Annotated in this window: 16 protein-coding genes; all 16 read left to right on the top strand. The window is 41.1% G+C overall.

From position 1 onward, the window contains the following. Positions 1-119 precede the first annotated feature (119 nt). The 16 genes from bshC to CR194_RS08570 all read left to right on the top strand — a co-directional run bounded on the left by bshC (position 120) and on the right by CR194_RS08570 (position 19,526). Complete coding sequence (bshC, locus tag CR194_RS08645) at positions 120-1,754, top strand: bacillithiol biosynthesis cysteine-adding enzyme BshC (protein ID WP_110609279.1); 1,635 nt, start codon at positions 120-122, stop codon at positions 1,752-1,754. A 637-nt stretch (positions 1,755-2,391) separates the two neighbouring features. Further along, a complete protein-coding gene (gene mraZ, locus CR194_RS08640) occupies positions 2,392-2,823 on the top strand; it encodes a division/cell wall cluster transcriptional repressor MraZ (RefSeq protein ID WP_110609278.1) in 432 nt (143 codons plus the stop codon). A gap of 71 nt (positions 2,824-2,894) precedes the next feature. Beyond that, positions 2,895-3,848, top strand: coding sequence for a 16S rRNA (cytosine(1402)-N(4))-methyltransferase RsmH (gene rsmH / locus CR194_RS08635; RefSeq protein ID WP_110609950.1), 954 nt, complete (start codon positions 2,895-2,897; stop codon positions 3,846-3,848). Then, entirely contained in the window at positions 3,845-4,216 is a 372-nt protein-coding gene (gene ftsL, locus CR194_RS08630) for a cell division protein FtsL (RefSeq protein ID WP_110609277.1), read from the top strand. Before rsmH ends, ftsL begins: the two co-directional genes overlap by 4 nt. Before the next feature lie 112 nt (positions 4,217-4,328). Continuing rightward, positions 4,329-6,542: a penicillin-binding protein gene (locus tag CR194_RS08625; RefSeq protein WP_110609276.1), complete on the top strand. Its 2,214-nt coding sequence runs from the start codon at positions 4,329-4,331 to the stop codon at positions 6,540-6,542. A 101-nt stretch (positions 6,543-6,643) separates the two neighbouring features. Beyond that, the gene (locus CR194_RS08620) at positions 6,644-8,575 is read left to right on the top strand and encodes a stage V sporulation protein D (protein WP_110609275.1); all 1,932 of its coding nucleotides are present in this window, start codon (positions 6,644-6,646) and stop codon (positions 8,573-8,575) included. Positions 8,576-8,649: 74 nt separating this feature from the next. Then, positions 8,650-10,116, top strand: coding sequence for a UDP-N-acetylmuramoyl-L-alanyl-D-glutamate--2,6-diaminopimelate ligase (locus CR194_RS08615; protein ID WP_110609274.1), 1,467 nt, complete (start codon positions 8,650-8,652; stop codon positions 10,114-10,116). 13 nt (positions 10,117-10,129) lie between these two features. Next, entirely contained in the window at positions 10,130-11,467 is a 1,338-nt protein-coding gene (locus tag CR194_RS08610; RefSeq protein WP_158282210.1) for a Mur ligase family protein, read from the top strand. Between the two features lie 15 nt (positions 11,468-11,482). Further along, complete coding sequence (mraY, locus tag CR194_RS08605; protein ID WP_110609272.1) at positions 11,483-12,460, top strand: phospho-N-acetylmuramoyl-pentapeptide-transferase; 978 nt, start codon at positions 11,483-11,485, stop codon at positions 12,458-12,460. Further along, the gene (gene murD, locus CR194_RS08600; protein WP_110609271.1) at positions 12,457-13,821 is read left to right on the top strand and encodes a UDP-N-acetylmuramoyl-L-alanine--D-glutamate ligase; all 1,365 of its coding nucleotides are present in this window, start codon (positions 12,457-12,459) and stop codon (positions 13,819-13,821) included. Before mraY ends, murD begins: the two co-directional genes overlap by 4 nt. Positions 13,822-13,902: 81 nt before the next feature. Further along, positions 13,903-15,000 carry a stage V sporulation protein E gene (gene spoVE / locus CR194_RS08595; protein ID WP_110609270.1) on the top strand — a complete coding sequence of 366 codons (1,098 nt, stop codon included), beginning with the start codon at positions 13,903-13,905 and terminating at the stop codon, positions 14,998-15,000. 188 nt (positions 15,001-15,188) lie between these two features. After that, a complete protein-coding gene (gene murG / locus CR194_RS08590; protein ID WP_110609269.1) occupies positions 15,189-16,301 on the top strand; it encodes an undecaprenyldiphospho-muramoylpentapeptide beta-N-acetylglucosaminyltransferase in 1,113 nt (370 codons plus the stop codon). After that, a complete protein-coding gene (murB, locus tag CR194_RS08585) occupies positions 16,298-17,212 on the top strand; it encodes a UDP-N-acetylmuramate dehydrogenase (protein ID WP_110609268.1) in 915 nt (304 codons plus the stop codon). Before murG ends, murB begins: the two co-directional genes overlap by 4 nt. 136 nt (positions 17,213-17,348) lie before the next feature. Beyond that, complete coding sequence (locus CR194_RS08580) at positions 17,349-18,134, top strand: cell division protein FtsQ/DivIB (protein WP_110609267.1); 786 nt, start codon at positions 17,349-17,351, stop codon at positions 18,132-18,134. After that, positions 18,112-18,831, top strand: a complete 720-nt coding sequence (locus tag CR194_RS08575; protein WP_199228150.1) for a DUF881 domain-containing protein — start codon at positions 18,112-18,114, stop codon at positions 18,829-18,831. The genes CR194_RS08580 and CR194_RS08575 overlap by 23 nt, the downstream gene beginning before the upstream one ends. Further along, positions 18,828-19,526, top strand: a complete 699-nt coding sequence (locus CR194_RS08570; RefSeq protein WP_110609265.1) for a DUF881 domain-containing protein — start codon at positions 18,828-18,830, stop codon at positions 19,524-19,526. Before CR194_RS08575 ends, CR194_RS08570 begins: the two co-directional genes overlap by 4 nt. Position 19,527: the final 1 nt, after the last annotated feature.

The following is a 19,527-nucleotide window of genomic DNA, read 5'->3' as shown; positions in this document are numbered from 1 at the left end:
CGATTAAGTCAACTTCATTGGTTGAATACAGAGATTCTGTTATAATAAAACAGAATTTCTTAGGTATGCGAAATAACTTTACTCAGACAGCCGGTTTAGAAAAGAAAGGTTGAATCGATATGCAGCTAAATGTGCAGTTTCCCTACGAGAATGATTCGTTTATACATAAATACATCCACCATGATCCATCGGTTTTATCCTTTTATGATTATGATTTAACCGATAAAGATAGCGCATCCCGTTATAAAGAATTGATGTCCAAGACGTTTGAACGGGAAAAAGTGATCGAAGCTTTGCACGCTTTCAATAAGAAATTTCATCCATCTGAGCGAGCGTATCAGCAAATCGAAAGACTAAAGGATCCTAAAAGTGTCACGGTTGTAGGCGGCCAGCAAGCGGGCATGCTTACAGGACCACTTTACACGGTTCATAAAATCATCTCTATTCTTTTAGAGGCTAAAAATTTGGAAAGCCAGTTACAAGTTCCGGTCATTCCTATTTTCTGGATAGCAGGAGAAGATCACGATATTGATGAAGTGAACCATACCTATTTTTATGATGGGGATCACTCAAAAAAAATACGGATTTCTGAGCGGAATGACGTTAAGACTTCCGCGTCTGAACGATATATTAATACTTCAGAAGCGAAAAAGGCTTTGAAAGAGGCTTTTCAGTTTCTGTATGAAACGGGCTTTACGAAAAAGTTGTATGATGACTTAATAGACGATATCAATGACGAGATTACGTATACCGAGTGGTGCGCGAAAATTTTACACCGCTTGTTTAAAGAGACGGATTTAGTTCTCATGGATGCCCATGATCCGAACATAAGAAGTATCGAAACCCCCTACTTTACTGACATGGTTGAAAAGAATGGTTCCTTTACTTCTGCTTTTCTCAGTCAAGCCGCTCAATTCAAAGAAAATGGACTGGGTGAACCAATATCGATTGAAGAAAGTAACGCTCACCTCTTTTTTCACGAAGGAGATCAACGGTTTCTATTAGAGCGAACGAAAACGGGTTATCAGGAAAAACAAGGTCAGCGGGCATGGACTGAAAAAGAGCTGGTAGAAGAAGTGAGACAGGGCAGGTTGCAGTTAAGTAATAATGTTGTAACTAGACCGGTCATGCAAGACCTTCTCTTACCTGTTCATACTTTTATTGCTGGACCTGGCGAATTGAAATATTGGGGAGTTTTGAAAGAAGTATTTCATTGTTTTGATCGGTGTATGCCCATCGTTCGTCCTCGACTTCACTTGACTTTCATCACAAGGAAATCCGAGAAAAGCTTGGTGAAATATGACTTGGACCTTAAGAGCATTACGGTGAATGGTGTAGAAAGCGTCAAACAAAGCTTAATCGAAGCAGATAAAACAGTAGATGAACATAAAGTCTTAACGGAAGCCGAAAAAGAATTAAAAGACTGGTTGAATAAAGTGACTTCGGAGCTGACACCATTGGGTAAAGGCATGACCCCGCTTAATGAACAGTTTAAAGCGAAGGTCGACGGAGAGTTAAAGACTTTTGAAAAAAATGTTCATGATTACCTTATGCGTAAAAATGAAACCCACCTTCGTCGTCTAGACCAAATTGAAATAGAAATAAGTCCCCATGGAAATTGGCAGGAAAGATATCTAAATATCTATCCATTTCTTAACTTATACGGAGAAGATCTAGCCCAAAAATCGTTTGAGAGTATTTTAGAATCGTCATTAGATCAAGTGGCTGGAAGTCATGTCTATATTTATTTATAACCGCTGCGGTGAGCAGCGGTTTTTTTTATTTAGGTTACGATTTTTGAGTTGTAGTCGGTTTGAGGCGAGCTGTAGTCAGTTTGGTAGGTTCTGTAGTCGGTTTGAGAGGTGCTGTAGTCCGTAGGCCATCCTGTAGCCGGTTTGAGGCGAGCGGTAGTCCGTTTGGTAGGTTCTGTAGTCGGTTTGAGAGGTGCTGTAGTCCGTAGGCCATCCTGTAGCTGGTTTGAGGCGAGTTGTAGTCAGTTTGGTAGGTTCTGTAGTCGGTTTGAGAGGTGCTGTAGCCCGTAGGCCATCCTGTAGCCGGTTTGAGGCGAGCGGTAGTCCGTTTGGTAGGTTCTGTAGTCAGTTTGAGAGGTGCTGTAGTCCGCATGTCTCTTTTTTATTGTTGCTTAACCGTTTTTAATGGTTTTGTAGTCCGTCTGAGGGTTGTTGTGTCCTGTTTAAGATCTTCTCTACAAAATAGTGGGGAACTAAACTAGATACCTCTTTAGAATTGTGGATAAATCTATAAATTGATCATTTATTTCCTATGGAAATGGACTTACCCACAAGTTTTCAATCTTTTTTAAAAAACTAAGTGGTTTAAAGTGGAGGGATGTGGTAAATTAGTGATAGAAAGTGGAGAGGGGGGATCCTTATGTTCATGGGAGAGCATCATCACAATATTGATGATAAAGGCAGGATGATTGTCCCTGCTAAATTCCGTGAAGAACTAGGATCCACTTTCGTTGTTACTAGAGGGATGGATAAGTGTTTATTTGTTTATCCAGAATCAGAGTGGAAGCAACTTGAACAAAAATTAAAAACCTTACCTTTTACTAAAAAAGATGCACGGGCATTTACGAGATTTTTCTTTTCTGGGGCAGCAGAATGTGAATTGGATAAACAGGGGAGAGTAAATATAGCTTCAACTCTTCGCTCTTATGCCAAATTGGAAAAAGAGTGTGTCATTATCGGTGTATCTAACCGAGTTGAAATATGGAGCAAATCGATTTGGGAAGAGTATTTTGCAGAATCAGAAGAATCTTTTGCTGAAATTGCTGAAGGCATCGTGGATTTTGAACTATAGATGACCGTGGGACAGGCTTCGGATAAAGGGAAGGGTACTATAATATGGCAGAATGGAAAGGAGGGAAATTGTTGTTCGAACACGAGACAGTATTAAAAGAAGAAACCGTTAAAGGTCTTGCTATCAAGCCGAACGGGATTTATGTGGATTGTACTCTTGGTGGTGGGGGACATAGTGAACGAATTTTACAAGAACTTTCTTCTGAAGGAAGGCTCATTGCCTTTGATCAAGATGAGAAAGCATTGAATTTCGCTAAACAAAGATTAGCCGCTTTTTCTGCCAACATTCAGTTTGTACATAATAATTTTCGCAACATAAAAACTGAATTGGAAAAGTTGGAAATCACTGAAGTGGATGGCTTTATTTTTGATTTAGGTGTTTCATCTCCTCAATTCGATGAACCGGAGCGGGGATTTAGTTATCGATACGACGCTCCACTAGATATGCGTATGGATCAATCGCAGAACTTGACAGCTTATGAAGTAGTGAATCAGTGGGATTTCCACAAAATAATGGAAATTATTTCTAAGTACGGGGAAGAAAAATTTGCAAAGCAAATCGCACGGAAAATCGAAAAATATCGTGAAGAGACGCCGATTGAAACGACGTATCAACTTGTGGAAATCATTAAAGATGCCATTCCTGCTCCTGCTAGGAGGAAGGGTGGACACCCCGCTAAACGGACGTTCCAAGCCATTCGCATCGCAGTGAACGATGAACTGAACGTTTTCAAGCAAGCCATAGAAGATGCGATCGAATTAACAAAGCCAGGTGGAAGAATTGCTGTGATTACCTTTCACTCGCTTGAAGACCGAATTTGCAAACAAGTGTTCAAGAAAAAAAGCAGTTTACCTGAATTACCAAAGGGACTACCTGTGATCCCAAAAGAATTTCAACCGGAATTAACATTGGTGTCCCGGAAGCCAATATTAGCTAATGAACAAGAACTAGAAGAAAACAATAGAGCACACTCTGCAAAGCTCAGGATCGCTGAAAAAAATGAACATGGGGAGGGACAAAGATGAGTCCATTAGTAGAAAAAAGAATGCACCACTCTTTCGAACCTGAACGGCAGAGGGAAACGAAGTCCATTCAAGAGCGGGTCTTCAAAGGCGGAATTACAAAAGGGGAAAAGCTCATTTATTCCATGGCTATGATGGCATTGGTATTTGTGCTCTATCTCATCCTGTCAAATTACGCCACAATGTATTCATTGAATCATGAGATGCAACAAACGGAAACGGAAATCACTCAGCAAGAAAGTATTAATGGCGGTCTGTCTTTACAAGTGAAGGAACTGTCGGACCCTGAAAGAATTCTGCATATTGCTCAAAATGATTTAGGGATGGAATTGAACGATAATAGCGTAAAAGTCATTCATGGCAATGATTAATCGTTCCTTTTTGTAAAGGCTCTGGGCTTGGTCGGTGTTGAGTCATGACATTTGTCACTCAACATTGAACAAGGACAGAGCCTTTCTAGTAGAAGAGAGGGGGACAGAATCGATGGAAGAAGTTAAAAATAAGCGGGTTACATCACGGGCACTTATATTTATGGCTATTATAACCGTAGTCATCGTGGTGCTCTTTTCCCGGTTTGTTTATATCCAAGCAGCAAAAGAAGTACAAGGGACAAATTTAGAAGAGCTTCTTGAAACAAGGTGGTCTCAGTCACGCACGATTGAGGGGCATAGAGGATCGATTCACGACCGAAATGGGGATGTTCTTGCGGAAGAAATTACTTCCTATACTATTACGGCGATCTTGGATGACCGTTTTGACAGCTATGTGACAGATCCTAAGGAAGCAGCTGAAAAGTTAGGTCCTGTGTTAGATATTGATGTTGATACTCTAGAGAATCAATTATCTCGGGATGCGGTTCAGGTTGAGTTAGGTGCGAAAGCAAAAAACATCAGCTATGAAAAAAGACGTGAAGTGGAAGATCTTGAGATTGACGGAATTCTCTTTCGTGAAGACCCTAGGCGATACTATCCAAAACAAACCTTTGCTTCTCATATAATAGGTTATACAGAACGGGATATGTCAGTAGCTAGAATGGGCTTGGAAAGTAGTTTAGATGACTACTTGAAAGAGACGAATGGAGAAATTACGTACCAAAAAGATGGGCGTAACCGCAGACTCGTCAATGCTGAAGAATTCATTACAGAACCTGAAAACGGGAACGACGTGTTTTTAACGATTGATTCTCGCATCCAAATGGCACTAGAACAAACGATGAGCCAAGTAGATGAGGAATATAACCCTGAAAGAATGATGGCCATTGTTGCGAATGCAAAGACGGGAGAAATTCTCGGGATGAGTAATCGGCCGAGCTTTAACCCTAATCAATATGAGTCCATCGAAAATTATACAAATTTCAGCGTTACCTCAAGGTTTGAACCTGGTTCCACGATGAAAGTATTCACCTTGGCCGCGGCAATAGAAGAAGGGGTCTATCGAGGAGATGATACCTTTGAATCTGGTTCATATGAAGTAATCGACCGGACGGTTAACGACCATAATGAAGGAAGAGGATGGGGAGACATCACTTATAATGAAGGTGTTCAGCGATCCTCAAATGTGGCGTTCTCTAAAATAGCTCTAGAACATTTAGGTCCAGAAAGGCTCTATAATTACGTGAGTGCTTTTGGATTCCGGGATGAAACGGGGATTGATCTTCCTAATGAAAGCAAAGGATTAATTGCAGAACAATATACGATTGATGCAGCGACAACTGCTTTTGGACAAGGGTCAGCGATTACTCCTATTCAACAAATTCAAGCAGCAACAGCTATTGCAAATGGCGGAAAAATGATGAAGCCATTTGTAATCGATCGAATTGTTGATTCTGATTCAGGCGATGTGAATTACAAAGGTGAACCTACAGTGAATGGTGAGCCAATTTCTGAAGACACAGCTAATGAAGTATTGGATATTCTAGAAACGGTTGTTAGTGCTGATGAAGGGACGGGACGACCATTTGCTATAGAAGGATTTGACGTCGCCGGGAAAACAGGAACAGCGCAAATACCTAGAGATTCTGGTGGCTATATGACTGGTCATGGGAACTTTATTTATTCTTTCTTAGGTATGGCTCCTGCAGACGACCCTGAAGTGATCGTTTATGTAGCCGTTGACAGACCTGATTTGGAACCACACCAAGTAGGGTCAGAGCCCGTCGCTATGATTTTCCGTCAGGTGATGGAGCAAAGTCTTCAATATTTGAATATTGCTCCTTCTGATGAAGACGAGGTATCGTCTGTTCAGAACGTGATTGAGCTTGAAGATTATCAAGGCGAATCTCCAGAAGAAGTGAGTGATTTTCTGACAGAAGAAGGCTTAAAAGTGACTGTAATTGGCGAAGGTGACGAGATTATTCGTCAATCTCACTCTGAAGGGGCAGAGGTGATTCATGGAGAAAAAGTCATTCTGCTTACAGATGATGAGTCCCCCCTTGTACCGGATCTGTCAAATTGGTCAGCTAGAAATGTTTATCTGTTAGGTGAAGTAACCGGCATTCGTATGGACGTGAATGGTGTAGGCTTTGTTCAGAAGCAGCGACCTTCGCCTGGGAGTGACATGAGCAATTTAAATCGAATGATTGTTGAACTGTCTTTGGAGGATGAGGAAATTTCTGAAGAGGGAGAAGAGGAAGAAGAAGAAGTAGATGATTCCGAACTATATGAAGAAGAAGAGGAAGAAGAGTTCTTCATGGATTAATGGTTAACGACTAGACACTTGTAAGAATGGGCAGGTTCTAACCTGTCCATTTTTTTCATATATGTGAACCAACCCATATTGTCTTTATGAGGAGGTCCATAATGAAACGAGTGTCTTATGTAACAGTGAGGAAAAGACTCGTATATACATTGATCGTCGGCGTCTGTTTATTCTTAATTATGATCGGACGATTATGGTATGTGCAGGTTGTGATGGGGGATGACATTTCTGCGAAAGCGGAAGATTCTTGGGGGAGAAATATTCCTTTTGAAGCAAAACGAGGAGAAATCTTAGATCGGCACGGTGAAATTTTAGCTACAAATGTGACAGCACCTTCTGTCTTAGTCGCTCCAAGGCAAATTGTAGATCCTGTTGATGCCTCAGAGAAACTAGCTAATGTTTTAACGATTTCTACAGAAAAAGCATATGAAAAACTGACAAAAAATGAATCCATCGTCCGAATAAATCCCGAGGGTAGAAAAATATCAAATGATTTAGCTAATGAAATTCGTGCACTTAATATCGAAGGTGTTTATGTAGCCGAGGATTATCGTCGACATTATCCGCAAGGGAATTATTTATCACACGTATTAGGTTTTGCAGGCATTGATAACCAAGGGTTAACGGGACTGGAGCTTTTTTATGATGATTTATTAAAGGGAGACCGGGGCCATGTGTCCTTTTATTCTGATGCAAAAGGGAGAAGGATGCCAAATTTAGCAGACAGGTACACCCCTCCTATTGATGGAAATCACTTGAAATTAACGGTCGATTCCTCGATTCAAACCATCATTGAACGGGAACTGGATGAAGCAGAGGCCATGTATAATCCTGATGGTGCCATGGCTATAGCTATGAACCCGAAAACAGGAGAAATACTTGGGATGTCTTCAAGACCTGGGTTTGATCCTGAGAAATTTCAAGAAGTCCCTCCTGAAATATACAACCAAAACAAACCGATCTGGAGTCAGTATGAACCTGGATCTACCTTTAAAATAATTACATTAGCTGCGGCACTTGAAGAGGGAAAAGTCGATCTTGAACAAGATCATTTTCATGATCCAGGCTTCATCGAAGTGTCAGGACACCGACTTCGCTGCTGGAAAAAAGGCGGCCACGGGTCACAATCTTTTTTAGAGGTCGTCCAAAATTCGTGTAACCCGGGATTTGTTGTTCTAGGAGAGAGACTAGGAAAAGATACCTTATTTAAGTACATTGATGATTTCGGTTTCGGTCAAGAAACAGGAATTGACTTGCAAGGAGAAGCGAAAGGGATTTTATTTGATATCGATGCCGTAGGTCCTCTTGAACTTGCCACAACCGCTTTTGGTCAAGGGGTATCTGTTACGCCGATCCAACAAGTGGCAGCTGTAGCAGCGGCCATTAATGGTGGAAAGTTATATCAGCCATTTTTGGCGAAAGAGTGGATCGATCCACTAACCGACGAAGTATTGGTTGCGAACGAACCTGTTTTAAAAAACCAAGTCATCTCTGAACAAACATCCGCTGAAATTCGTTCAGCACTGGAGCACGTCGTTGCAAAGGGAACTGGTCGGGGGGCTTTTGTGGATGGGTATAGAGTGGGCGGAAAGACAGGGACTGCTCAAAAGGCAGTAGGCGGGAGATACTTAGAAAATAACCATATTGTCTCCTTTATCGGATTTGCCCCAGCAGATGATCCAGAAATCGTTGTCTACGTGGCTGTAGATAACCCAAAAGGAACTGTTCAGTTTGGTGGGGTCGTGGCAGCGCCAATCGTTGGAAATATTATTGAAGACTCCTTAAGGGCGATGGACGTACCGAGAAGAGATGAACAGATCGAGAAAGAAGAGACTTGGAGCGATATACCAATTGTGGAAGTGCCAGATCTTATCGGCAGGACCATTCGAGATATTCATGAATCTTACTATGAATTAAAGTTAGATGTAGAAGGAGAAGGGGAAGAAGTAATTATACAATCACCAGAACCTGGCGTGCGCATTCAAGCAGGTTCAACTATTCGAATTTATATGGGTGACAAACGAAGTGACTAACAGTAAAATGAAACAGAGAAATGCAAACTTCATGTTTTCAATGATTTCAGCAAGAAACGAAAGAGGGATTTTAGATGGAACAGTTAAAAAAACTTACAGAAGTGTTACCGACGTTTAAATATATTGGAGAAGAAAACCCTTTTATTGAAAGTTTGGAAATGGATTCCCGAAAAGTGGAGAAAGGCTGTCTTTTTTTCTGTATACCAGGGTTTACCGTTGATGGCCACGATTACGCTGAGAAGGCGATTCAAGCCGGAGCGGTAGCCTTGGTCGTCGAGAAAGAACTTCCACTAGATGTTCCAATGATTAAAGTGCGGGACGCCAAGCGGACGATGGCTATTTTATCGGCTCACTTTTACCAATTACCAAGTTCCAATCTTCATATGATTGGAATTACAGGCACGAATGGGAAGACTACTACGACTCACGTGATCCATAAAATCATGAGCGACCACCAAGTGGAAACAGCCATTATCGGAACGATGTACATGAAGTACAAAGGGAAGGAGATTGCCGTAGCCAATACTACGCCAGAATCCCTTGTCCTCCAAAAAGAGTATGCTCACATGGTGGAAGCAGGAGTAGAAGCTGTCACCATGGAGGTTTCTTCTCATGCCCTTGAACTAGGTAGAGTGCACGGGACGGAATTCAATATTGGGGTGTTCACGAACCTTTCACAAGACCATTTAGATTATCACAAGACGATGGAAAAGTATGCTCAGGCGAAAGGACTTCTCTTTGCTCAATTAGGAAGCAGCTTCTCAGCATCTAATCAGAATGTAGCTGTGTTAAATTTGGATGATCCTTATTTCTCTCAACTAGAGACGATGACGGCCGTTCCAGTTCTTACATACGGGATGGGAGAGCAAGCCGATTTCAGGGCGGTTGATGTGAAGATTCACGAGAACGGAGCCGATTTCACGCTACAACTTGGCAGTGAACAGTACGACATTCATTTACAAATGACTGGACGATTTTCTGTTTATAACGCACTGGCGGCGGCTGCTGCCACGTATGCTTCTGGAGTGCCAATGTCCTCTATTCAACAAAGCTTGGCTGACATCCCTGGTGTCTCGGGGCGTTTTGAAAAAGTGGAAGCAGAGGCTCCTTTTCATGTTATTGTTGATTATGCCCATACACCTGATAGTCTGAAAAATGTCCTTGAGACGATCAAGGAATTTGCAAAAGGGAAAGTGTCGGTAGTGGTTGGTTGTGGCGGTGATCGCGATCGCTCTAAACGACCGCAAATGGCAGCGATTGCTGAAGAGCTTTCAGACTATGTTTATTTAACATCAGATAATCCGAGATCTGAAGATCCTTTATCCATTTTAAGCGATATGGAAAAAGGGATGACTGGTGACGAGTATCAAGTGATTAACAGCCGAAAAGAAGCTATATATAAAGCTGTACAACAGGCAGAAGAAAATGAAGTGATTTTGATTGCTGGAAAAGGACACGAAACGTATCAAATCATTGGGGATCATACGTATGATTTTGATGATCGTCTCATTGCTAAAGAAGCGATAAAGGAGCGGTCTTAATATGCTTGGCCACTTGGATAACCAACTTATTAAATCTGTTTGTAAACGAATCGAAGGGTCCTTTTCTTTCACTTTTACAGCGCTCGGTGTCTGTTCAGACGCTAATCGCATGAAACCAGGGGAAATTTTTGTTCCTGTTCAAGGGCAACGCTATGATGGCCACCAATTAATCGAAGCAGCTATTGAAAACGGAGCGATCGCTTCCTTTTGGAAGATGGAAATGCCTTTACCTAGCACTTTGCCAGAGGGTTTCCCTGTATTCTTCGTTGATGATCCTGAAGTAGCTGTGCGGCAAATGGCTGCTCAGTATCTATTCGAAGTGGATCCTGCTACGGTGGCTGTGACAGGAGATTATACGAGGTTAGCGACTAAAAAAATCTTAGCCCGAGTCTTATCAAGTTCTTATACCATTCATGAATCTCATCATTCAAGAGGAGATGAAATCAGTGTGGTAGAAACGATTTTGTCTATGCCAAGGGAAACGGATGCTTTATTGTGCACAGTATCAGCCAGTTCAAAAGCATCCATTACGCAAGTGAGTCAATTACTTCAACCTAGTTTTGTGATCATCAGCGAATTTGATCATTCATCGGCTAAAGATTCCCTTGCCATCTCTATCGAAGAAGGTATGAAAGCGAGCAGTACGATTGTGCTTGACGGCGACCGACCTGAATTTCACCGAGAGTGGAAGACCGATACGATGATGTATGGTTTCAATGAGAACAACTTGTTTAAAGTTAAGAACATTCAAGAGAAAGATCCATCAGTCACCTTTCAAGTGGAAGGGATCTTTATGGAATTTGAGATTCCTCTATTGCTCAGTCAGCACGTAAAACAAGTAACAGCTGTCATTGGTATGGCTATTCATTTAGGTATAGGAGCTGAACAGATTTATTCAGCGTTGAAATCCCTCAGCCTAGAAGATCTCGCTTTAGACCAAATTGGGATGGCAAAGGACTCTGTTGTTTTATTCGACCACGACCATGTAGAAGAGAGCGACGTGGAATATTCATTAGGCATGCTAAAGCATTTACACAATTTCAAACGGCGAATGATTATCGTCGATGAAGGTTTTCAAGCGAATCCTTTAGACAAAACCTTGCACGAAACGTTTGCCACACTCCTTGATCAGCCGATTACGGATGTGATCACCATTGGAGAAAAAGCTTTTTGGGTAACAGAGGCATTAAAAAGAATCGATGACGATACACTAAGTAGCGAGCACTTCGTGAATCATGCACAAGCAATTGATACATTCATTGAAGCCATCGAATCATCTAGTTTAATTATGTACAGAGGTGCAAATCGAGATTTATTAGAACAAATCATTACAGAGTTGAACAGTCGGTAGGAGGGAGTTCCTTTCATGTTGGAACAAGGATTATTATTCACATTATTACTATCATTTTTATTAACGGTGTTTTTGTCACCCATATTTATCCCTTTTTTAAGGAAATTGAAATTCGGTCAGAGCATTCGCGATGAAGGACCAGAATCTCACAAAAAGAAAACAGGTACACCAACGATGGGTGGACTTGTGATTATTCTCTCAATTGTATTATCTTCATTAGTCATGGCCAGTCAATTCCATTCCGTTGGCGTTGAAATATGGTTGCTTCTTCTTGTGACTGTTGGTTTTGGCTTACTCGGTTTTTTAGATGACTATATCAAAGTTGTGAAAAAGAGAAACTTAGGACTCACATCGAAACAGAAATTTTTAGGCCAAGTGGCCATTTCGGCCGTTGTATACTTTGTCTTGGTTCAAACCGGTCTTTCTACAGACATTCACATACCGGGGACCGCGTTATCTGTTGATTTCGGCTGGTTTTACTTCCCATTAATTATCGTGATGCTTGTGGGAGCAAGTAACGCGGTTAATTTAACCGATGGACTAGACGGACTCGTAGCAGGAACGGCTGCGATTGCTTTCGGGTCATTCGCAATCCTTGCTTACTTTACAGGAATGATGACAGTCTCCCTGTTTTCCATTGCCGTTGTAGGAGCCGTACTAGGATTTCTCGTATTTAACGCTCATCCTGCTAAAGTATTCATGGGAGATACGGGATCATTAGCTATAGGTGGAGCTTTGGCGATGATTGCCATCTTAACTAAAATGGAGTTGCTGTTAGTTGTGATTGGCGGTGTCTTCGTAATTGAAACTCTCTCAGTCATTATTCAGGTCATTTCGTTTAAAACAAGAGGAAAGAGAGTATTCAAAATGAGCCCTCTTCATCATCACTATGAACTTTCCGGCTGGAGTGAATGGCGCGTCGTCGTAACGTTTTGGCTTATCGGAATTATTTTCGCCGTCACAGGTGTGTACTTAGAGGTGTGGATTTCATGAAAATGATCAAAAAATTTACTGATAAAAAAGTTTTAGTCTTAGGTCTTGCTAAAAGTGGAACAGAGTCAGCGATGTTATTACATCGCTTAGGGGCTAACGTAACGGTGAATGATCGAAGCCCCTTTGAAGGGAACGGTCAAGCACAGAAATTAGATGAAATGGGAATAAGGGTTGTTTGTGGTTCTCATCCCGAAGACCTTGTTGATGATTCTCTGGATTATCTCATTAAGAATCCAGGGATCAGATATGATCACCCGTTAGTGGAAAAAGCAATGAATTTACAAATTCCTGTTTTTACAGAAGTGGAACTTGCCTACCTTATATCAGAGGCTGATATGATTGGGATCACAGGCTCTAATGGAAAGACGACGACGACAACTTATGTTGGCCACATGTTAAAAGGCGGAGAGAAAGAACCTCTTTTAGCAGGAAACATAGGCGAAGTAGCTTGTGGTGTAGCACAACACGCAACTGCTCAACATGAAATGGTTGTTGAGTTATCCAGCTTTCAATTAATGGGCATTGATACCTTCACGCCGAAAATAGCGATTTTATTGAATTTTGTAGAAGCCCATTTAGACTATCACGGGTCGATGGAAGAATATATTAAAGCTAAGAAAAATATTTTCAAAAACCAATCAGACAGCGATTATCTTATCTATAATGCTGATGATGCTGTTGTCTCCGATGTGGTGAAAAGTGGACGAGCTACATTAGTTCCTTTCTCCACGAAAAAACAGCTGTCCCATGGAGCTTGCATCGTGGATGGTTGGCTAACTGTGTTTAATGAAAAGCTTATAAAAGTAGACGAAATGTCTTTACCTGGGGAGCATAATATTTCTAATGCATTGGCCGCTGCAGCAGGAGCTTTGTTAGCTGGTGCAGATGTGAAGCAAGTTCGTCACGTGTTAAAGACGTTTTCAGGTGTGGAGCACCGGCTTCAATTTGTTTCAGAATCGGATCAGAGAAGATTTTACAATAATTCCAAGGCTACAAATGTTCCGGCAACCATTACGGCGCTAAATGCTTTTAAAGAGCCGATCGTCTTAATTGCTGGCGGATTAGACCGTGGTTTGTCGTTTGACGATTTGATTCCGTCGCTGGCTAAACATGTATCGGTCATTGTTACATATGGAGAAACGAAAGATAAATTAGCAGAAACGGCTAAACAAGCAGGGGTTCCAAAGGCCATGACTGTTGATACGTTAGAAGAGGCTACAAAAAAGGCTTACGAATCTTCTAAACCAAACGATGTAATCTTACTTTCTCCTGCATGTGCTTCTTGGGATCAATTCAAAACCTTTGAGCAGCGCGGAGAGACATTTGTACGGATGGTTGAAGAAATAACAAAAGAGAATTAGAAGGTATGTTTGTCCAATTTGATCATAGAAATAGGTAATAGATACCCTCTATGAGGGTGATGACGAATCGAGGTGTGTCTATTGCCTAAAGTAAGAACGACCCCTGATTTTCTCCTGTTTGTCGTGACACTCATACTTGTCATAATCGGCAGCACGATGGTTTACAGCGCCAGCGCAGTTTGGGCAGAGTATCGTTTTCAAGATCCTTACTTTTTTTTGAAACGCCAATTAATTTTTGTTGTAGTAGGATTCATTTCGATGTTCGTTATGGTGCAAGTTGACTATTGGAGATTAAAACGATTAGCAAATATCATATTGATTGTATGCTTTGCCTTGCTTGTGATCGTGTTAATTCCAGGAGTAGGTTTAGTGAGAGGGGGCGCTCAAAGCTGGCTTGGAGTTGGCGCTTTTTCTATTCAGCCTTCTGAATTCATGAAGCTTGCCATGATCTTGTTCCTTGCTAAATATATTTCTGAGAATCAGAAGTATATCACCACTTGGAAGAAAGGGTTACTTCCAGTGTTCAGTTTAGTTTTTGTGGCTTTCGGTTTAATCATGCTCCAACCGGACTTAGGCACAGGGGCCGTGATGGTCATGACTTGTGTGTTGTTAATTTTCGTAGCAGGGGCGAGAATTTCCCATTTTCTTTGGTTAGGTGGGGTAGGTGTTGCCGGTTTTGTCGGGCTGATTGCCTCAGCTCCTTACCGTCTCGAACGGATCAGTTCTTTTATGGATCCTTGGCAAGACCCTTTAGGAAGCGGATTTCAAATTATTCAATCGTTGTTTGCCATTGCTCCTGGAGGAATTCTTGGATTAGGGTTAGGTCACAGTCGACAAAAATATTTTTATTTACCTGAGCCTCAAACTGATTTTATTTTTGCCATATTAGCGGAAGAATTAGGGTTTGTCGGTGGGACATTCGTTCTCGTCTGTTTTGCCATCTTATTATGGAGAGGGTTGCGAATTGCCATTCACGCTCCTGACCTATATGGCACTTTGTTTGCTACAGGGATAATAGGAATGATCGCCATTCAAGTGATGATCAATATTGGGGTGGTCATTGGTCTGATGCCTGTTACAGGTATTACGCTTCCGATGCTGAGTTATGGTGGCTCCTCATTAACATTAATGCTGACCACGATCGGAGTCTTATTAAACATCAGTCGCCATATTCGCTAATAGGAAAGTAGCATCTACATCTGTAGGTGCTACTTTCAAGCATTTACAAGCAAAATTGACTTGATTACATAGTATAAAATGGAGATATATTGAATAATCAAGAAGAAACATTCAATAATGACTTAAAATTCCGGTTATATTGGGTTAAAATAGAAATGATAGCGTAAGCTGCACATGAGGAGGAAATTATGAAAATATTAGTATCAGGCGGAGGGACCGGTGGACACATTTATCCGGCCATTGCATTAATCCGTCATTTAGTAAAACAAGATGATTCTGTGGAATGTTTATATATAGGAACGGAAAATGGACTTGAATCGACCATTGTACCAAAAGAAGGAATTCCATTAAAAACGGTCAAAATATCAGGTTTCAAACGAAAGGTATCATTAGATAACGTGAAAACCGTTGTCCGATTTCTAAGAGCTGTAAAGCAATCGAAAACATATATTAAAGAATTCAAACCAGATGTAGTCATTGGTACAGGGGGATATGTGTGCGGGCCTGTTGTTTATGCTGCGGCAAAACTGAACATCCCTACGATCATTCACGAACAAAACAGCGTGCCAGGTTTGACAAATAAGTTTTTAGCTAAATATGCATCAAAGGTAGCGATTTCATTTCCAGACTCTGCTCACTATTTTCCTAAGGATAAAATAGTGATGACTGGGAATCCTCGGGCCAGTGAAGTGGTGAAAATGGTTCATCCAAAAGGGAAACCTCGTCTACAAGAGTTAGGCTTATCACCTGAAAAGAAAACCGTGCTAGTTGTAGGTGGGAGTCGAGGAGCCAAGCCAATTAATGATGCGATTATGGAAACTCTACATCATTGGAAAACAAAAAATTATCAATGTTTGTATGTTACAGGAGACGCTCATTATGAAAAAGTCAAAGAGAAAATTGAGCAACAAGAAGAAGCTATCGATCAGCTAGTCTGTGTACCATATATCCATGACATGCCAGCGGTGTTACATGAAGTTGATCTTCTAGTTGCACGGGCCGGCGCGACTACATTAGCTGAAATCACAGCGTTAGGGCTACCTTCAATTCTCATTCCTAGCCCTTATGTAACGAACAATCATCAAGAGAAGAACGCCCGCTCTCTAGAAAAAGAGGCAGCAGCAAAGGTTGTTCTTGAAAAAGACACCACTCCTGATAAATTAATGAATGAAATCGATACGATTTTAGAAAACGATCAAGCATGGTCAGCTATGAAGGATGCCGCGTTAAAATTAGGAAAACCCGATGCAGCGGAAGACATGGCTAAACTCATAAAAGAAGTAAGAGGTGGAGCCTCGTGACGGAGTCAGTCCTAAATGAGCTAAAATCTGTAATTGAGTCACATCAAGCAGGTCGTGTTCGATTGAACGAACCGCTTAAGAATCATACAACTTGGAAAGTTGGCGGTCCTGCAAAAGTATTCTATGAACCCAGTTCTGTGAAGGATTTGAAGATAGGTTTAGAAGAAATAAGGAAAAGGTCTCTTCCGTGGTTTGCCTTAGGAAAAGGATCAAATGTCCTCATATCTGATCAAGGAATTGATGGGGTAGTGATTAAATTAGGTGATAATTTAACTGAATTTCACCAAGAAGGCGATTTAGTGACAGTTGAAGCAGGATATTCACTAATCAAGCTAGCTACGATCATAAGTAAAAAAGGGTACTCAGGATTGGAGTTTGCCGGAGGAATCCCTGGATCTGTTGGAGGTGCGGTGTTCATGAACGCCGGAGCTCATCAGACAGATATATCAAATATTCTCACTAAAGCTTACGTTCTGATGCCATCTGGAGAATTTCGCTGGATAGAAAATGAAGAACTTGGTTTCGGTTACCGGACTTCTATCTTACAAAAAAATCAAGGCATCTGTCTTGCAGCTCAATTTCGCTTTAAAAGAGGAGATTCAGCAGAGATTCGCGAAAGGTTACAAAAGAATAAAGCTTATCGAAAAGATACTCAACCATGGAAAGATCCATGCTGCGGCAGTGTGTTTCGAAATCCATTACCGTTACACGCAGGTAAAGTTATCGAAGATCTCGGCTTGAAAGGCTACTCAGTAGGTGGCGCAAAAGTATCGGAAAAGCATGCAAATTTCATCGTGAATACCGGTGAGGCTACGGCGAAAGATATAGTAACGTTGATCTCTGAGATCAAACAATTGGCATTAAGAGAATATGGTGTCAGTATGGAGACAGAGGTTGAATATATTGGTTGACCCGTTTGGTAACCGGATCCGGGAACTTATAACTATACCTGCATAAAGCTATACAGGATAAATGTCACTTTTTGACGTTTTATGAAAATGCCTGTTTTCTCGTTCGATCCCTTGCTATACAATGGAGGAAAGACTCATGAAAGAAAGAAAAGTAGTGGAAATTGAAGAGAGAATACCTAAGCTAAAAGAACGAAGAAAACAACGGACGAATCGGCGTCTCATCCTGTATGTATCAGTCTTCTTTACGTTGATGTTGTTAATCATTTATTTCCAAAGCTCCTTTAGCCAGGTTCAACAAGTGGAAGTACAAGGAAATGCCTACGCTTCATCAGATTGGATCATTGAAGAATCACAACTCCTTAATGAAGTGAGTATGTGGAATATCGGCGAAAGTGAAGTGATTGAGCGGGTTTCTCAGCATCAGGCAATTGACGGGGTGGACGTTTCAAGACAATGGATGAACACGATCGTGTTGGACATCAATGAGTATGAGAGAATTGCTTATTTCCATAATGGAGATTCCTATTTTCCCGTCTTAGAAACAGGGGAAATATATTCCGAAGATGGTACTGAAGGGATCACCCCCTATGATGCACCGATTCTTCGAGATTTTGAAGACGAAGATATTCGCACAAGAATGGTTACTCAACTAGGTCAAACACCATCTGAAATTCGTCAACGAATGTCTGACATCTTTTTGGACCCTGTGGAAAATGATTCGTCTCGACTGACAATTTTAATGAACGACGGTTTTATTGTCAGCTCAACCGTTAGCAATTTTGCTGATAGAATTTCTTCTTACCCTTCAGTTGTTGAACAATTGGACCCTGATGAGGCGGGAATTGTTCATATGCGCATGAACCCTTATTTCGAAAGCTTCGAAATAAACGAGGAGGAAGATGACCTTGAGAGTGAAGGGTAATTATGTCATTTTTTCATTGGTCATGTTATTAAGTGGTTTTTTGATCTCTTTTAGCTTCCAGTATGCAAAGGAAACGGATAGAAATGAAAGATATCTGTCTGAGTCTCAATGGGAAGAGGAAGAGAAATTGCGTAATGATGTTCTGTATGAACAGCAACTTAACAGAGAACTGACGGATGATATAAGAGAAGTTCAAAATCGTATTAAAGGTATTGAGGAAGACATTTCAAATCAAGAACTTACTTACTTTAATATGGTTGAAGACATTGATAGGTTGAGGATGGTCACAGGAGAAGTTGCTGTAAAAGGGGAAGGTATTCAAATCACGCTAGAAGATGCTGACTATGTTCTCGGAGATGAAAATCCAAATAATTATATCGTGCACGAACATCACATTCAACAGGTGGTCGACGAACTATTTATTGCTGGAGCAGAAGCTGTAGCTATTAATGGCCATCGGATTAATCACCAGAGTTATATCCATTGTGTGGGCCCAGTTATTGAAGTGGATGGTGAAGTATCCTTTGCTCCCTTTGAAGTAACGGCGATAGGTGATCAAGAAATGTTAGATGAATCACTGAATCTGATTGGCGGCGTGAAAGATCAGCTAGTAAATGAAAATGTTCAAGTTAGAATTGAAAAGCTAAGTGAAATTATGTTAAATCCTCGTTTTTCTGAGAGAGTGGAAGACACATGAAAAATAGAATGTTAGTATTTGCATGTGTGACAACTGTGATTGGCTTCATGGTGGCCGTTCAATTTCAATCATTGAGTGAACCTTCTTCCCGTGATACGAGAAATATGGGTGAACTTAGGCAGGCTTTAATGACGGAAAAAGAAAGGCAACAAGAACTTAATCAAGAGTTGGACAGGCATTTGGAAATCTTGTATCAGCTGGAACAAACTGAGGATGTTGAGGGAGTTATGGCAGAAGTGATGGAAGAGTTGGAACACCAAGCTGGATTAACAGAAGTAAGCGGGCCGGGGTTACTCATTGAAGTGAATATCTTTTTTGATGAGAATTACTCAGGCGGAGCTATTCAAACTGTTCCTGCCTATCTTCTTCGGTTACTAATTAATGAATTGAATATCCAAGGTGCGCAGCATATAGCAATCGGAAATGAACGCATTGTTTCAACCACTGCCATTCGTGAAGCAAATGGACGAACGTTAGTCAATGGCAATTGGTTGAGTTACTTTCCAATTGAAATTAAAGTGATTGCCGATGATCCAGAATTGATCCATCATGCGATGATGTCTTCACAGTCCAATGAACTTTTCATTTATGAAAACATGCGCTTTTCTTCTACGCCTATGGACGAGGTCACCTTGCCAGCTTACGAGAAAAATTACCGGGTTCGTTTTATGGAACCTGTGCAGGAGGAGTCCTAAT

The organism is Salipaludibacillus keqinensis (assembly GCF_003226325.1).
In the GTDB taxonomy this organism is placed as follows: Bacteria; Bacillota; Bacilli; order Bacillales; family Salisediminibacteriaceae; genus Salipaludibacillus; species Salipaludibacillus keqinensis.
This window is presented reverse-complemented; position numbering and strand designations above follow the sequence as displayed.

Excerpts from the sequence above, each read along its gene's own strand:
- bshC (WP_110609279.1), top strand. The coding sequence starts at position 120 with ATGCAGCTAAATGTGCAGTTTCCCTACGAGAATGATTCGTTTATACAT.
- mraZ (WP_110609278.1), top strand. The coding sequence starts at position 2,392 with ATGTTCATGGGAGAGCATCATCACAATATTGATGATAAAGGCAGGATG.
- ftsL (WP_110609277.1), top strand. The coding sequence starts at position 3,845 with ATGAGTCCATTAGTAGAAAAAAGAATGCACCACTCTTTCGAACCTGAA.
- CR194_RS08625 (WP_110609276.1), top strand. The coding sequence starts at position 4,329 with ATGGAAGAAGTTAAAAATAAGCGGGTTACATCACGGGCACTTATATTT.
- CR194_RS08620 (WP_110609275.1), top strand. The coding sequence starts at position 6,644 with ATGAAACGAGTGTCTTATGTAACAGTGAGGAAAAGACTCGTATATACA.
- CR194_RS08615 (WP_110609274.1), top strand. The coding sequence starts at position 8,650 with ATGGAACAGTTAAAAAAACTTACAGAAGTGTTACCGACGTTTAAATAT.
- mraY (WP_110609272.1), top strand. The coding sequence starts at position 11,483 with ATGTTGGAACAAGGATTATTATTCACATTATTACTATCATTTTTATTA.
- murD (WP_110609271.1), top strand. The coding sequence starts at position 12,457 with ATGAAAATGATCAAAAAATTTACTGATAAAAAAGTTTTAGTCTTAGGT.
- murG (WP_110609269.1), top strand. The coding sequence starts at position 15,189 with ATGAAAATATTAGTATCAGGCGGAGGGACCGGTGGACACATTTATCCG.
- CR194_RS08580 (WP_110609267.1), top strand. The coding sequence starts at position 17,349 with ATGAAAGAAAGAAAAGTAGTGGAAATTGAAGAGAGAATACCTAAGCTA.
- CR194_RS08575 (WP_199228150.1), top strand. The coding sequence starts at position 18,112 with ATGACCTTGAGAGTGAAGGGTAATTATGTCATTTTTTCATTGGTCATG.
- CR194_RS08570 (WP_110609265.1), top strand. The coding sequence starts at position 18,828 with ATGAAAAATAGAATGTTAGTATTTGCATGTGTGACAACTGTGATTGGC.